This window comes from Williamsia sp. Y853, assembly GCF_056786495.1.
Window position 1 is genome coordinate 1,342,324 of record NZ_JBXCJC010000001.1, and the last position, 14,900, is coordinate 1,357,223.

The 14,900-nt window shown below is 63.2% G+C and carries 12 protein-coding genes; 5 read left to right on the forward strand and 7 right to left on the reverse strand.

Annotated elements, in window-relative coordinates; genetic code table 11:
- Window positions 1-14 precede the first annotated feature (14 nt).
- Window positions 15-812, reverse strand: coding sequence for an ABC transporter substrate-binding protein (locus AC1TPF_RS06375; RefSeq protein WP_482143141.1), 798 nt, complete (start codon window positions 810-812; stop codon window positions 15-17).
- 628 nt (window positions 813-1,440) lie between these two features.
- Between AC1TPF_RS06375 and AC1TPF_RS06380 the strand changes: the two genes are divergently transcribed.
- Window positions 1,441-2,766 (forward strand): ABC transporter substrate-binding protein, encoded by a 1,326-nt coding sequence (locus AC1TPF_RS06380; protein ID WP_482135960.1) that lies wholly within the window; start codon window positions 1,441-1,443, stop codon window positions 2,764-2,766.
- A 185-nt stretch (window positions 2,767-2,951) separates the two neighbouring features.
- Complete coding sequence (locus AC1TPF_RS06385; RefSeq protein ID WP_482135959.1) at window positions 2,952-3,338, forward strand: PPOX class F420-dependent oxidoreductase; 387 nt, start codon at window positions 2,952-2,954, stop codon at window positions 3,336-3,338.
- Window positions 3,339-3,363: 25 nt separating this feature from the next.
- Here the strand turns inward: AC1TPF_RS06385 and AC1TPF_RS06390 are convergent, their stop codons facing one another.
- The 5 genes from AC1TPF_RS06390 to AC1TPF_RS06410 are packed head-to-tail and all read right to left on the reverse strand — an operon-like array spanning window position 3,364 to window position 8,538.
- Window positions 3,364-4,209: an HpcH/HpaI aldolase/citrate lyase family protein gene (locus AC1TPF_RS06390; protein ID WP_482143143.1), complete on the reverse strand. Its 846-nt coding sequence runs from the start codon at window positions 4,207-4,209 to the stop codon at window positions 3,364-3,366.
- A complete protein-coding gene (locus tag AC1TPF_RS06395) occupies window positions 4,206-5,369 on the reverse strand; it encodes an acyl-CoA dehydrogenase family protein (RefSeq protein WP_482135957.1) in 1,164 nt (387 codons plus the stop codon). Before AC1TPF_RS06395 ends, AC1TPF_RS06390 begins: the two co-directional genes overlap by 4 nt.
- 27 nt (window positions 5,370-5,396) lie before the next feature.
- On the reverse strand, window positions 5,397-6,770 hold the full coding sequence (locus AC1TPF_RS06400) for an MmgE/PrpD family protein (protein ID WP_482135956.1): 1,374 nt from the start codon (window positions 6,768-6,770) through the stop codon (window positions 5,397-5,399).
- Entirely contained in the window at window positions 6,767-7,984 is a 1,218-nt protein-coding gene (locus tag AC1TPF_RS06405) for a CaiB/BaiF CoA transferase family protein (protein ID WP_482135955.1), read from the reverse strand. Before AC1TPF_RS06405 ends, AC1TPF_RS06400 begins: the two co-directional genes overlap by 4 nt.
- The gene (locus AC1TPF_RS06410; protein WP_482135954.1) at window positions 7,981-8,538 is read right to left on the reverse strand and encodes a MaoC family dehydratase; all 558 of its coding nucleotides are present in this window, start codon (window positions 8,536-8,538) and stop codon (window positions 7,981-7,983) included. Before AC1TPF_RS06410 ends, AC1TPF_RS06405 begins: the two co-directional genes overlap by 4 nt.
- A gap of 276 nt (window positions 8,539-8,814) precedes the next feature.
- Here AC1TPF_RS06410 and AC1TPF_RS06415 point away from each other — a divergent pair, with 276 nt between their 5' ends.
- The 3 genes from AC1TPF_RS06415 (at window position 8,815) to AC1TPF_RS06425 (ending at window position 13,986) form a co-directional block, all read left to right on the forward strand.
- Window positions 8,815-10,893 carry a hydantoinase/oxoprolinase family protein gene (locus AC1TPF_RS06415; RefSeq protein ID WP_482135953.1) on the forward strand — a complete coding sequence of 693 codons (2,079 nt, stop codon included), beginning with the start codon at window positions 8,815-8,817 and terminating at the stop codon, window positions 10,891-10,893.
- Window position 10,894: 1 nt separating this feature from the next.
- The gene (locus tag AC1TPF_RS06420) at window positions 10,895-12,715 is read left to right on the forward strand and encodes a hydantoinase B/oxoprolinase family protein (RefSeq protein WP_482135952.1); all 1,821 of its coding nucleotides are present in this window, start codon (window positions 10,895-10,897) and stop codon (window positions 12,713-12,715) included.
- A gap of 77 nt (window positions 12,716-12,792) precedes the next feature.
- Entirely contained in the window at window positions 12,793-13,986 is a 1,194-nt protein-coding gene (locus tag AC1TPF_RS06425; RefSeq protein WP_482135951.1) for an amidase, read from the forward strand.
- A gap of 25 nt (window positions 13,987-14,011) precedes the next feature.
- On the opposite strand, the gene AC1TPF_RS06430 is transcribed toward AC1TPF_RS06425, so the two are convergent.
- A complete protein-coding gene (locus tag AC1TPF_RS06430; RefSeq protein ID WP_482135950.1) occupies window positions 14,012-14,758 on the reverse strand; it encodes a FadR/GntR family transcriptional regulator in 747 nt (248 codons plus the stop codon).
- Window positions 14,759-14,900 lie beyond the last annotated feature (142 nt).

Below are 14,900 nucleotides of genomic sequence, written 5' to 3' on the forward strand. Positions count from 1 at the left end.
AACTCTGAACGAGTTTAGGCGGGGATCTTCGCTGCCGCCGGTCCGATGAGGTCCAGTGCGTACGGCACCGACAAGATGGTCGGGTTGGCCAGGGCGGACGAGTTGTTGTTGTCCACGAATACCGTTGCGCCGCTTTGCACTGCCGCGCGGTCCGCCCAGCCCGGTAGAGCGTCGAATGCCTCAGGACCGCTGTCCAGCGGCCAGAGGATCAGCAGGTCCGAGTCGAGGAGATCGGTGCGTTCCGGTGAGACGAGGACGCGACTCTGGCCCGCGGCCACTTCCTTGATCTTCGGGTCGAGAACAAAGCCCATGGATGCGAGAAGTTGAGATGTCGGATCGTTCTCGTCGGCGATCAGGCCGATCTGTCCGTCCGGGGACAACTGGCCAAACGAGAAGGTCTTCCCTTGCGCGTCAGGGTATTCCGTCTTGTACGCAGCGACCTGGGCCTCGGCGTCGTCGACCATCGTCTGCGCCTGATCCTCCTTGCCGAAGATCCTGCCCGTGGTCAGGGTGACGTCTTGCCACGGATCCATGATGGAGTCGATGGCCATCACGGGGATGGTGGGGGCCACCTGACTGAGCCGCTCGTATTCTTCTTCGCTGCCGATGTATCCGACCAGGATGAGGTCTGGCTCGAAGGCGGCGAGCTGCGGCACGGTAACCGACTCGGTGCCGGTGGAGGCGACGATTTCCGACTGGTGTTCCGGGGTCCACTCGAATCGATTATTCTCGCCCGCGTAACCCTCCGTCACGTACTCCGCAGTGATCGGAATGTCCATCGCGACCAGTGCATCGGTCCAGGAGGCGGCCATGGTCACCAACCTGCGGGTTTCCACCCCTCCATCAGTCCCGCTGTGCGGTTAGGTGAGCCTAACCATTGGACCCTGCGTGAGCAAGGCCCGGCCGAGTCTTTTTCTGGCAGCCTCGATCGGGCAAACAGGGTGACGCTGGGTACCTCGGATGGCGTTGCCCGCGGCGGTCGCGACGCGGTTGTTCGGGGGATCTGGACATTAACTTGACCGCATCGTATGGTTATTCTTGTGATTCACATCACCGACACGGCGTCGGGGCGTTCTCGGGGGTGTTCGCAGATCTGCGATAGCACGCCTTCTCTGCTTCCGTCGACGTTTGTTTGACGCACTCGAGGATTGTCGCCTCGATCTCCATCAACCTGAGAGGTCAACCATGTCTGCGCACAGGCATTTTCGAAGAGTTGCCACAGCGATATTGTCTGTTGCCCTGTTCCTGTTCGTCGCCGCTTGCGGCGGTGAAAGTGGTAGCACCACGGGAACGGGTGCCCAGGAAGATGAAGGGGATCCGGTATCCGGCGGAACGGCGAGGGTATTGCAGGTCGGGGAGCCACGGTCTCTTGATCCGGGGTCGTTGTCGAATACTTATGCCCACCAGCCGGTATTGGGCAATGCCCTATACGGGACGTTGATGATCAACAATATTGAGACGCTCGAAATCGAATACAAGATGGCCACCGATTTCTCGTCCACCGACAATGGCGCCACGTTCACGCTGGCGTTGCAACCCGGACTGACGTTCACCGATGGCACCCCACTGGACGCCGCGGCGGTCAAGTTCAACTGGGATCGGTTGCGCGACCCGGCTCTTGGCTCGACATCGATCCGGCAGGCAGCGCAGATCGCCAGCAACGAGGTGATAGATCCGACCACCCTGAAAGTCACCCTGGCCGCACCGAACCAGCAGTTTGCTCAATCCTTGGTGGCCGGCGCACTGAACTGGATCGCTTCGCCCACTGCCCTGCAAAAGGGGGCCGCGGCCTATGACGAAAATCCGGTCGGCGCCGGTCCGTTCACGCTGACCAAGTGGACTCGCCAAGACTCGATCGAATTGGAAAAGAATCCTGAGTTCTGGGATGCGCCCAAACCGTACCTGGACAATCTCGTCATCAAGACGGTGGCAGATAGCAATCAGCGACTCAATTCCATCACCACCGGCGGAGCAGAGCTGTCCTCGGAGTCGAGCATGTCCAGCATCAGCAAGGCAGAAGCCGCAGGCTTCCGGACCGAGATCGTGCCGACCGGTGGTGGGCAAATCATCGGAATGAATGAGCGACGCGCCCCGTTCGACGACGTGCGGGCCCGCCGCGCCGTTCAGTTGGCCACGGACACAGATGCTTTGAACACCGTCGTCTTCAACGGCGAAGGTGTGATCCCGCAGACCCTGTTCGCGGAAGAATCGCCCTTCTTCGCCGATATCGCGCTTCAGGACTCGAACAAGGTAGAGGCTCAGAGGTTGTTCGACGAGCTGGCCGCCGAGGGTAAGCCGGTCTCGTTCACATTCCTGTCCTATCCGGTTCCTGAGACCCGGGTGCTCGCCGAAGCTTTGCAGACGCAGCTGGCCGCCTACGATAATGTCGACATCAACGTCGAAGTACTCGACTTCGCGACCCTCACCGCACGTGCAGGGCAACGTGATTTCCAAATGCTCGTCACCTCGGCGATCATCCAGGATCCCGATTTCCCGCTCTGGACTGCTTTTCACTCCAAGTCACCGGGCAATTTCGTGGGAACCAATGATCCTGAGCTCGACAAGGCACTCGACGCCGGCCGAATCGCCGAGTCCGACGCCGATCGCAAGGCCGCATATGACATCGCTCAGGAGCGTTTGGTGGCGATAGTGCCAGGAATCTGGTACGCGCAGGCGGTACCCTCGGTCATCTACGGCGAAAACGTACACGGCGTCGATCTCTATACCCTGGGATCGCCTCTGCCCGAGAATATTTGGATGAGTTGACACCCGTACCTGCGGGGTGGTCGCAGGCGAACGGATAACGAGTTCAGGATGTCGGTGGGGGCGATGGCCTCCACCGACATCTTCTTGATGGTGACTCGATTGGAGAACATCCGGATCGACGATGTAACAGGTACGAAAGCGGTGGTGCGTAGCATCGGTGTTATCGGCCGATCAGGAAGGTTCACATGACTGCACCATTCGGGCAGGCAGGTACCGCAAAGTACGTGCAACTGACCACGTTCCGCAAAGACGGGACCCCGGTGGCCACACCGCTGTGGGCTGCTCTGGACGGCAACAAGTTATTGATGTGGACTACCACCGACTCCTGGAAAGTCAAACGGCTGCGTCGCAATCCGGCGGTGATCGTGCAGGCGTGTGATGCGCGGGGCAAGAAGACCTTCGGAGAACCGATCCACGGAACCGGTACTGTTCTGGACGAGGCCGGCACCGACCACGTCCGCAAGGTCGTGACCAAGAAATACGGGATCATCGGCTGGATCACCGTGAAGGCCAGCCTGCTACGGCGTGGCAAGGGTGGGACCGTAGGTCTGTCGATCACCGCTGACAGCTGAGGACCCCCGGGTCAGATCGCACCGGTCAGTTCGAGGCCCGTTCGAGAACTCTCCGGGCCGACCGTACGACAGCCTCGTCGATCAGGTTCCCGTCGGAATCTGTCGCGACACCACTGTCGGCAGTTTCCAATGCCTGCACGATCGCGGCCGCCGCATCGACGTCCCGCTGCGACGGGGTGTTCACGGTGTGAACGGTCGCGATCTGTGTGGGATGGATGCAGGCGCGCCCGAAGAATCCGAGCCGGCGTAGCCGACGGGTCTCGTCGGCAAACGCATCGGTATCCCGGATGTTCGGGGACGCAGCCCCGAGCGGTGACGAGATCCGCGCCGCCACCGACGCCACCACAACCCGCGACCGCGCCCACAGCAGTTCCTCACCGGTGGAGCTGGGTTCCATATCCAGGTCAGCGGCCAGATCGACCTCACCGATCTGCAGGAACGCCACCCGCGGCGCGGCGGCGATGTCCGGAGCATCGAGAATGCCCTGAGCGGTCTCCAGCAGAGGAGACACCGCCAGCGGCATCCGCTTGTATTCGTTTTCCAGCCGGACCAAGTCATAGTCCAGCAGGACAAGCGCCTGTACCTCACTGTATTTCGGCACGAAGATCCCATCTGCACCCGCCCGGACCGCCATCGCGACGTCGTCGGCCTGACGGTCCCCGGCATTGACGCGGATCCAGATCGGGCAGGGGTGGTTCTCGACACCGGACAGCCAGCGTTCGACCTCTTCGGAAGCCCGCTGCTTGTCGGCCGGTGCAACTGCATCCTCGAGATCGAGGACGATGGCGTCGGCGCCGGACCCCAATGCTTTGTCGAACCTGTCGGGCCTGTTGCCCGGTACGTAGAGGTAGGACCGGGCGCTCGTGGTCATCCGATGGATCCGTGGCCGGCGACGAGTGCCTTGGCGATGACGGTGCGCATGATGTCGTTGGTGCCTTCACCGATGGACATCAGCGGGGCGTCGCGGTAGTAGCGTTCGACGTTGAACTCGGTGGAGTAGCCGTAGCCGCCGTGCACGCGCATCGCTTCGAGGCTGGCGGTGATCGCGGTTTCGGAGGCGAAGTACTTCGCCATGCCGGCCTCCATGTCGATCCGCGCTCCGGAGTCGGCCTTGGATGCGGCCCAGTAGGTCATCAGGCGGGCGGCCTGGAGCTGGGTGGCGATGTCGGCGAGTTTGAGCTGGATGGCCTGGAAGTCGGCGATCGGTTTGCCGAATGCGGTGCGTTCGCGGGCGTAGTTGAGCGCGGCGTCGTAGGAGGCCTGCGCGATGCCAACGCTTCGTCCGGCGATGTTGAGGCGGCCGATCTCGAGACCCGAAAGGGCTTGCTGCAGACCGCGACCCTCGACCCCGCCGAGGAGTGCGTCTTCCGGGACCCGGACGTTGTCGAGCAGGATCTCGCACGACTCGGTGCCCTTGTATCCGAGCTTGCCCATATCACGTTGGACTTCGAAACCTTTGGACGAGGTGTCGATGAGCAACAGGCTCATCCCCTTGTGCGCGGGGGTGGTGGTCGAATCGGTTTTCACCAGGACCGGCAACACGTCTGCGTGGCGGGCGTTGGTGATCCAGGTCTTCATTCCACGCACGACATAGTGATCGCCGTCTTTGGTTGCGGTGGTGGTGATGCCCTGTAGGTCGGTGCCTGCACCGGGTTCGGTCAGGCCGATGCCCGTACGGCATTCGCCGGTGGCGAGCCTCGGAAGCCACTGCTGCTTCTGGGCTTCGGTGCCGTGTTTGGCGATCATCCAGCACGACAGGTTGTGGCTGCCGAGGATGCCGGCGATACCCATCCAGCCGCGGGCGATCTCCTCGTAAACCAGTGTGAACGACACCATGTCGAGGGCCAGGCCGCCGTATTCCTCGGGTGTGGTGATCCCGAAAAGCCCCATGGCTTTGAGGTGTTCGACGATCTCGGTGGGGTAGCGGCCGGAGCGCTCCCACTCGTTGGCGACCGGAATGATCTCCTTGTCGACAAGCTGACGCAATGCGGCCCGGAAGTCGTTCTGTTCCTGGGTGAAGGTGAAGTCCATGGTGCTCCTGGTCTGAAAGAAGTGTGGTCAGCCGAGATCGGTGACGATGTCGGCGGCCAGCGTGGTGAGGGTGTGCAACGACGGCGCATCGTCGAGGTGAAGCAGGAACTCGGCCAGTTCGGTTGCGGCCGAGTGATTGCCGCAGTTCTGGACGAACTTTGCGATGAGGTCGGCGTCGGAGATCGGGACTGCCGTGGTGCCACGACTGCCGACGACGTCACCGATCAGCGTGGTGCCGTCGGTGAGATGAATTTCGGCGTGGCCCGGTGCGTCGGCGGCCGGACCGGTGGCTGAGGTGGTCTGAACAACCACTTTCGCAGCGGTCCGGAGTACCTCTGCGCGGCGGATCGCGGCATCAGAATATGAATGAAGGGTGACACTTCCGTCGTGCACCAGGGAAGCGGCACTCCAGAGAAGGTCGAACTTTGCATCGTAAATCGTTCGGGGTGAACGCTTCCCGGTCTCGGGTGGGCAGACGATAGGGACGCTGTCGGGATGGACGTGCAGGACTATCGACTCGATGGAACCCGGATCGACGGATCGGTCGCCGAGTGCGGCGGCCACCGCGTCGAGGGAGACGTGCATCAATTGGCAACTCGGGTACGGCTTGATCCCGATGTTGCCTGCCTGCCAGGTGACACCCAGGTCGCCGAGGAGTGCCTCGGTGTCCGGCGCCCGGCCGGCCAGTGCCGCGAAGAGCCCACGGGGACCTTCGAGTACCGAAGCCGGTCCGGTGACACCCTGTGCCGCCAACCGTGCTGCCAAGATGCCATTGAGATTGGCCGAGCCCGGGTGCACGATCTTGGTGTTGTCACCGGTTTCGAGGAACTCCAGAAGACCACTCGCCGACGAGCCTGCGATCCCGAGCGCGTCGGCTGTTTTGGACCCGGAGAAGACGTGCAGCCGAGCGGCCGTGACAGCCGAGGCCAGCGGTCCGACCATGCCGGTGGCGTGAAGGCCTCTGGCATGGAACGCATGTGGAGCCGCCGCACCGATTCGGCAGGCGAGTTCGAGTCCCACCGTCACTGCGGTGAGTACCTCGGTGCCAGAGGATGAGAGTTGTTCTCCCACGGCCAGGGCGGTCGGGGCGACCACCACCGTGGGATGGACCAGCGCTCCGGCGTGGGTGTCGTCGAAATCCAATGCGTGCATCAGGACTCCGCCTGCAAAGGCGGCCGCAGGTGCGGAGATCGCGGTCCGGTCCCCGAGCGGATGCGCCTGTGGTGGTCCGCCGAGTTCTCGGGCGACAGTCAGTCCGGCGTCACCGTCGCCGAATTTCCTTGCGGCGATGCCATTTCCGACCCCGTCCATCAGGTGCCGTGCAGCCTCGTGTCGAACCTCGGCGGGTATGTCGGAGTGACCGAGGCCGGCAGCCCAGTCGGCCAGTTGCTGGCCGATCATCGCGATGCGATCTCGGTGTCCGGGCCGAAAGCGCCTGCCTTGCCCAGTTCGGCGATGCGTTCGGCGGTGTAACCCGGGAGCTCGGCGAGGACGTCGGCGGAATGCTCGCCACGCAGCGGCGCCCGGCGATGCACGATCTCCTCGTTGCCGAACCGGACCGGCGAGACAACCTGCTCGATCTCGCCCCAGACCGGATGTTCGGTTTTGGCGATGAGCCCACGTGCGATGGTGTGCGGTTCCCGCAGGGCTTGCGCCACATCGTTGATCGGTCCACTGGGCACGCCTGCGGGTGTGAGCAGCGAGAGCCAGTGATCGACTGTGTTCTCGGCGAACCGCTTCTCGAGGACGGGCAACAGGTCGTCTTTGTATTCGCCTCGGGTGGTGAAGGATTCGAACCGCGGGTCGGCGCCGAGTTCGGGTAGGTCGATGGCCTCGATGAGCCGGGTCCAGAACTTTTCCTTGGCGCAGCCGACAACCAGCCAGCCGTCGGAGGCCTCGAATGCCTGGAACGGCACCAGTGATGGGTGCGCGGAGTTCTTGGTGCGGGCGGGCTCGTAGCCGGCGTTCAGATGCCACGTGGCGGGATAGGTGAGCATCGAGATCGCGGTGTCGTAGAGCGAGAGATCGCAGTCGCCGCCGACGCCGTCGCGGCGGGCTGCGTGCAACCCGACCATCAGGCTGAGCGCGGCGATGTATCCGCCGCAGAAGTCGACAAGGGAGAGCCCGGATTTGGTGGGTGGGCCGTCGGGGTCGCCGGTCAGGCTCATCCATCCGGCCAGGCCTTGCAGGATGTAGTCGTAGCCGGGTTCGTTCGCGCGGGGGCCGGTCATCCCGAAGCCGGTCAGGCTGCAGCAGACGATGGCCGGGTTGAGGTGTTTGAGGTCCTCGTAGCGGATCCGCAACTTGGCCGGTACGTCGCCGCGCAAGTTCGAGTAGACCGCATCGCTGGTCCGCACCAGGTCTTCGAAGACCGCCCGGCCGGCATCGGTCGTGAGGTCGAGCGAGATGCTCCGCTTGTTGCGGTTGAAGGTTTCGAAGAACAGCGAATCCTCGCCCTTGTTGTAGGGCGGTACGTAACGGCCGACGTCGCCGCCGACATTCGGGTCTTCGATCTTGACGATGTCGGCGCCCATGTCGGCCAGGTGGACACTGCCGAACGGACCCGCGCCGTACTGCTCGAGCGAGATGATGCGGACGTCTTCGAGTGGTTTCACTGAGTTCCCTCGTTCTTCACTGCTTCGGCGAGTGAGGCCAACGATTCCCCTTCGACCTCGGGGAAATAGTTCTGCCCGATGCCGCTCTCGCGGGTGGCAACCATGACCGAGCGTTTCCAACTGATGATGATCTTGCCGTCCTGGTTCACACCGCGGGTGATCATCGAGACAACGCCGGCGTACGGGCGGCTCTTCGATTTGTGCAGGCCGGTGCAGACGGATTCCGCGTACAGAGTGTCGCCGACGTACACCGGATGCTGGAGTTTGACGTCGGTGAACTCCATGTTGGCCACGGCGTTCTGGCTCATGTCGATGACCGACAATCCGAGCACCACGGCGATGGTCAATCCGGAGTTGACGATGATCTGGCCGCCGGTGATCGGATTCTGCGCAGCCAGGTGGCTGTTGAAGTGATTCTGGTTCGTGTTCATCGACAGGCAGGTGATCCATGCGTTGTCGGTCTCGGTGATCGTTCGCCCGAGTGGGTGCTGGTACACGTCCCCGATCTCGTAATCCTCGAAAAATCGACCCAGGGTTGCGGGATGGACCGTCACGTTGCCTCCTCATTTGCGGGCATGGGACCGAGCGCGGTCCGCCGTACCGAGCTAAACATCAGAGGTATGTGGCCGTCAAGGTGGAGATCCTGGCAATTTCCGACGAATTTGGTGCCGACACTGGCGAAAAGTTCCGAGGTATTGCAGGATGTGGACCAGAGACCGGCATGGCCGAGGTCACAGTGGCTTCGGTTTCGGACTCTTGTTCGCAGTATGAGACGAGACCGAATCCAGCCCTGGCGTGGTCGGTGACAGCAGTTGAGAGAATGGATTTCCATGAAACGTATTGGAGTGGATGTCGGTGGCACGTTCACCGACCTCGTGCTGTGGGACGACGACGGAAACGTCACCGTGCACAAGACGCCGTCGACCAACCATGACCCCTCGATCGGGACCATGGACGGTATCGAGGTGCTCGCCAAGCGCGCGGGGCTCGTTCCGTCCGACATCGAGATGTTCTTTCACGGCACCACCGTGGCGACCAACATCGTTCTCGAGCACAACGGCAGTGACGTCGGCATGATCACCACCGACGGCTTCCGGGACATCCTGCACATCGCCCGCAAGAAGCGGCCCCTGAACTACTCGAACTACCAGGATCTGCCCTGGCAGAAGTGGCAGCTCGTGCCGCGTCGCAACCGGCGCACCGTCGCCGAGCGCATCGACGCCAAAGGCAACATCCTGACGCCGCTCGACGAGGACGCCGTCCGCCGCGAGGTGCAGCTCCTGCGCGAACGCGGCGTCGAGGCGATCGCCGTGGCATTCCTGCACGCCTACCGCAATCCGGTGCACGAGCAGCGCGTCAAGGAGATCATTTCCGAGGAATATCCGGGCGTCTTCATCTCCATCTCAAGCGAGGTCGCCTCGCAGTACCGCGAGTACGAGCGGTTCTCCACCACCGCCCTCAACGCTTTCATCGGTCCCAAGACCTCGACCTACATCGCAAATCTCGCTGCCAAGGCGAAGGCCGCACAGGTGGGCGAAGACGTGCACCTCATGACGTCGGCAGGCGGACTGGTCACCTCGCGCAGCGCGAGTGACATTCCGGTGTCGCTGCTGACCAGCGGTGTCATCGCCGGACTCCTCGGTGGTTGCGCGATCGGTAAGGCGTCGGGCTTCCCCAGCGTCATCACCCTCGATGTCGGTGGCACCTCCGCCGACATCGGCGTCGCACCCGACGGCAAGCTGCGTATGAAGCATCTGCTCGACACCCAGGTCGGTGACTACCACGCGATGGTCCCGATGGCCGAGGTCGACACCATCGGTGCCGGCGGCGGATCGATTGCCACCATCGACGACGGTGGCATGTTCCGTGTCGGTCCCCGCAGCGCCGGCGCCGTGCCCGGGCCTGCCTGCTACAACCGTGGCGGCACCGAGCCCACGTCCACCGACGCGATGGTCGTCATGGGCTGGCTGCGCGAAGACAGCTTCCTGTCCGGGACCATGGCGATCAAGCCCGAGCTGGCCACCGAAGCGGTCCAGACCCACATCGCCGACAAGCTCGGCTCCGATGTCGAGCATGCTGCGATGGGCATCTTCAAGATCCTCGCCCACTCGATGACCGAGGCCATCAGCCTGCACTCCGTGCGCAAAGGCTATGACCCACGCGACTTCTCGCTGATCGCCGAAGGTGGCGCCGGACCGCTCTACGCGTGGCAGATCGCCGACCAGCTCGGCATCCCGCGCGTGATCATCCCCGGACACCCCGGAATCACCTCCGCGGTGGGTCTGCTGACCACCGACATCCGGTACGAGGTTCCCACCACGGTCTGGACGTCCTCTGACGAACCCGATCTCGAGCTCATCCGCACCCAGATGGACCGACTGGCGACCGACGCGGTGGCCCAGCTGAAGGCCGACGGCATCAGCGACGACGACATCTCGCTGGAGCGCAGTGTCGACTGCCGTTATGTCGGACAGGGTTACGAGCTCCGGGTCAACGCCCCCGACGGCGACATCGACGAGGCCTGGGTGGCAGCAACGGCCGAGGCCTTCCACGAGGCCCACGGGCGCACCTACTCGCAGCGGTTCGACGACAAAGCGGTGCAGCTGGTCAACATTCGCGTGACCGGTGTCGGTGCAGTCGAGCACGTCCGTATCGCCGAGATCGAAAAGGGCGACGCCGACGCGAGCGCCGCGATCGCGACCACCACGCGGGCGCTGTTCTGGAAGTCGGAGAACGCCGACCCGGAATGGGTCCAGACACCCATTTACGAACGTGAATTGCTGAAGGCGGGCAACGTGTTCGAGGGTCCCGCGATCGTGCAGCAGTTCGACTCCACGACGATCGTCGGTATCGGCCAGCGGGCCACCGTCGACGCCGTCGGTCACATCATCATCGAGAGGAACTCCTGACATGGCCAAGACTTTGATGCCCAAAACCGGCGTCTCGCTGGCGGCGGAGGGCCACCGCGTCTGGAATGACGTCGAGGTCGACCCGATCACCCTGCGCGTGATCGGTGGTGCCCTGAACTCGATGGCCAAGGAAATGGCCCAGGTGCTCTACCGGATGGCGTACTCCAGCCTGATCCGCGAATCCGAAGACCTCGGTGCCGGCATCTTCGACGTCATGGGACGCGAACTGTGTGAGTCGGATTCGACTCCGATGCACTGTGGTTCGATCCCGGCCTACATCAAGGGCATCAACCGCAAACTGGCCGGAACCTACAAGCCGGGCGATGTTGTCCTGCACAACCATCCGTATCACGGTGCAGCGCACTCGCCGGACTACGGCGTGGTGATCCCGATCTTCTGGGAAGGCCAGCACATCGGCTTCGCCGGCTGTACCGGGCACGTCTCGGACATCGGCGGCAACTTCCCGGGTCTGTGCATGGACGTCGTCGACGTCTGGGCCGAAGGCAAGCTCATGGATTCGATGAAGATCTTTGACGCCGGCGTCCGCAACGACATGCTGATCCAGCACATCCTGGACAACGTCCGTACCCCCGAGCAGAACCGCGGCGACCTCGAAGCACTGATCGCCTGCTCGCGTATCGGCGAGAAGCGCTTTGTCGAGCTGCTGGAGAAGTACGGCCTCGACATCGTGATGAGCGCAGCCGAGCGATGGATGGACTACTCAGAGTCCATGCTGCGCGCCAAGATTCGTGAGATCCCCGACGGCAGCTACGAGGCTCCCGTCGGCTACCTCGACGATGACGGCAAGAACCGCGGCGAGCCGGTGGCGGTTGCGGTCCGCGTGCAGGTCGACGGCGACAACGTCCTCATCGACCTGACCGGTTCCAACCCGCAGGTCCCCACGGCCTTCAACGTTCCGTTCGAGGGTTCGGTACTGCCGGTGGCGGTCAGCGCAATTCGGACCATACTTCTCGACGAAGAACTCACCGAGGAGTTCGTGCCCCAGAACGACGGTTGCTTCCGGCCGGTGAAGGCCTACGCGCCCGAGGGCACGATCTTCAACCCGGACTTCCCGGCATCCTGTTTCGCGCGGTTCTCACAGGTCAACCGGATCTTCGACTCGATCAACCTCGCACTGGCACCGGTACTTCCCGACCGGGCGATCGCTGGTTCGTCGGCTGCCTTGTGCGCCATCGCCTATTCGGGTGTGGCCGCCGACGGTGAGTCGTACTGGGTCTACATCGAGATCAACGAGGGCTCCTACGGTGCGCGTAACGGCAAAGACGGAATGGACGCCGTCGACACGTTGATGGCGAACACCCGTAACAACCCGATCGAGGAACTCGAACTCAATCACGCGATGCGTGCCGAACGTTACGAGCTTCGCGAAGAGGCACCGGCGCCGGGCAAGTGGCGCGGCGGCATCGGCAGTGTGCGTACGTGGTTGATGGAGACCGATACGTTCCTCGGCTCTGAGGCCGACAACCGCAGCGACGCCCCGGCAGGTGCGCTAGGTGGCTCCACAGGCGTTTCCGGTTCGTTCACCCGCAACCCGGGTACCGATCGGGAAGAGGTGCTGTACTCGAAGGTCACCAACGAGGTCATCCACGCCGGGGAAACCCTGGAGATCAAGATGCCCTCCGGTGGCGGATTCGGTGATCCTTTCGAGCGGGACGCCTTCGCGGTGTTGTCGGACGTCTGGGATGAGTACCTGACGGCCGAAGACGCACGTCGCGACTACGGCGTTGTCGTCGACACAGAGAAGTGGGTTGTCAACGACGCGGAGACCGCGAAACTGCGCGATGCCAAGGTGGCGAGCTGAATCTCTCGCAGGGCGGTGCCGGCGACGAAGCCGGCACCGCCCGCGAAGCCCGGAAAGTCGATGACACCGTCAATTCGGTGATCACTTGGGTTGATCCGACTCCTGCGGCCACCGGGCCACTGGCCGGTGTTCGTATCGGCGTCAAGGACAACATCGAGATAGCCGGTGTCCGTTCGACCTGTGCATCAACGTTTTTCACCGACCGGGTCGCGACACGCGACGCCTCGGTGGTGCAACGTCTGCGCGCGGCAGGCGCACAGATCACCGCCACCCTGAACATGGCAGAGTTTGCCATCGGGGTGACGTCGCAGAATTCGGCAGCCGGCGGAACGCGTAATCCGTGGGACCCGACCAGGGTTCCGGCCGGCTCGAGTGGCGGCTCCGCAGCCGCGGTGGCCGCCGGCCTCGTCGATGTCGCGCTCGGGACCGACACCGGTGGTTCCATCCGACTGCCCGCGTCGGCATGTGGCGTGGTCGGGCTGCGGCCATCGCTCGGTCTCATCGACACCGCCGGGATCTTTCCGGTCAGTTCGTCATTCGACACCGTCGGACCACTTGCGCGATCGGTGGAGCAGGTCAAGGCGGTTTTCGACGTGCTGGCGCCGACCCCGAATGTTGCCCTACCGGACGGTCTGCGGATCGCGATGCCCGTTCCGTTCATCACCGATGACGTCGACCCGGCGATCCTGGCGGCGGTCGCCGACACCGGTCGGCTGCTGGAAGATATGGGACACAGCGTCATCCGGGATCCGCTCGTGGGTATGGAAGACGCGCAAGACATCGTCTACACGATCATCTACGCCGACCTCGCCGACCTGCATCGGACTCGGTTACGTGATCAGCCGGAGCTGTTTCAGGAGGCGACCCGCGCGCGTATCTCGCAGGGGCTGACGATCTCGGCGGCGGCCAAAGAAGAGGCTCTCGGTCGACGTGATCTTTTCCGCGCCGGAATGCGCGAATATTTCTCCGGCATCGATGTTGTTCTCACGCCGACACTTCCGGTCGATGTTCCGCACATCGTCGGTGGAGACGACGTGATCGCGCAGTCTCGTCGGATGGGTCAACTGAGCTATCCGTGGTCGCTGCACGACGGGCCGACACTGAGTGTTCCGGTCGGTTTTCATCCGGTTTCGGGTATGCCGATCGGCGCCCAGCTCACCGCCGCCCGTGGGGGCGAGCAAGTGCTGTTCGCGGTGGCACAGGCTCTTCAGGATCAGATCGCATGGCAGCGAAAAGTTCCGCCGCTCAATGCGATCAGGATCAACGAGTAGGCAATCAGGATCAACGAGTAGGCGATCAGGACCGGTGAGTAAGCCGATCAGGATCGGTGAGCAGAAGGTCCATCTGCTTGTAGGCGTCGCCGAGGTGATCGAGATGGCGTCGCATGAGGTTCATCGTGGTGATCGAGTCGCGTCGCTCGAATGAATCAAGAATCGCGCCGTGATCGTCGGCGACACAGGTGAAGAACCCCTCGGGGGCCGATTCTCGCCCGAATCGGCTTCCGAGGACCCGGAACACGGGTGCGGTGACCAGCTCGAGGAGCGGATTGTTCGCTGCGCGCAGCAGCACCAGGTGAAAACCCTGGTTCTTTTCGTATGTTTCCGGGCCGATGGTGCCGGACGGGTCGAAGATGGTGGCACGTAGTTCGTCCAGCTGCGCCTCGGTGTGCCGGTAGGCCGCGACGCCTGCGGCAGGCACCTCGATGAGCTGACGGACCTCCATCAGCTGGTCGACGGTCACCGCCGATGCAGCGGTCAGAAGGGTGACGCCGGTTTCGATATGCGCGCTGATGTGACCGATGCTGGGGACCGATACGAAGGTTCCGCCGGTGACCCCGCGGGTGGTGTGGACCAGATTCTGGCTGGCCAGAGAGCGAATCGCCTCACGGACCGTGCTCTGGCCGACCCCGTATTCGCTGCGCAGTTCGGCCTCGGTCGGCAGGCGTGCGCCGGGCTGCAGTTCACCCGAGATGATGCGCTTGCGGATCGCGTTTGCCAGCACCGCGTACGCAGGATCCGCTGAACGCTGAAGGTCCTCTGGCACAAACACTTCCGATCATCGATCGAGACTCTTCGATAGATGAACAGCTTAGCCGAGAGCTACGTGCGAGCGGCTGTTGGAGTCAGATTTGGGGGGCTCGGCGTTGCGTCGACCTCTGTCCACCCGGTACTCTACGGTAGATTGT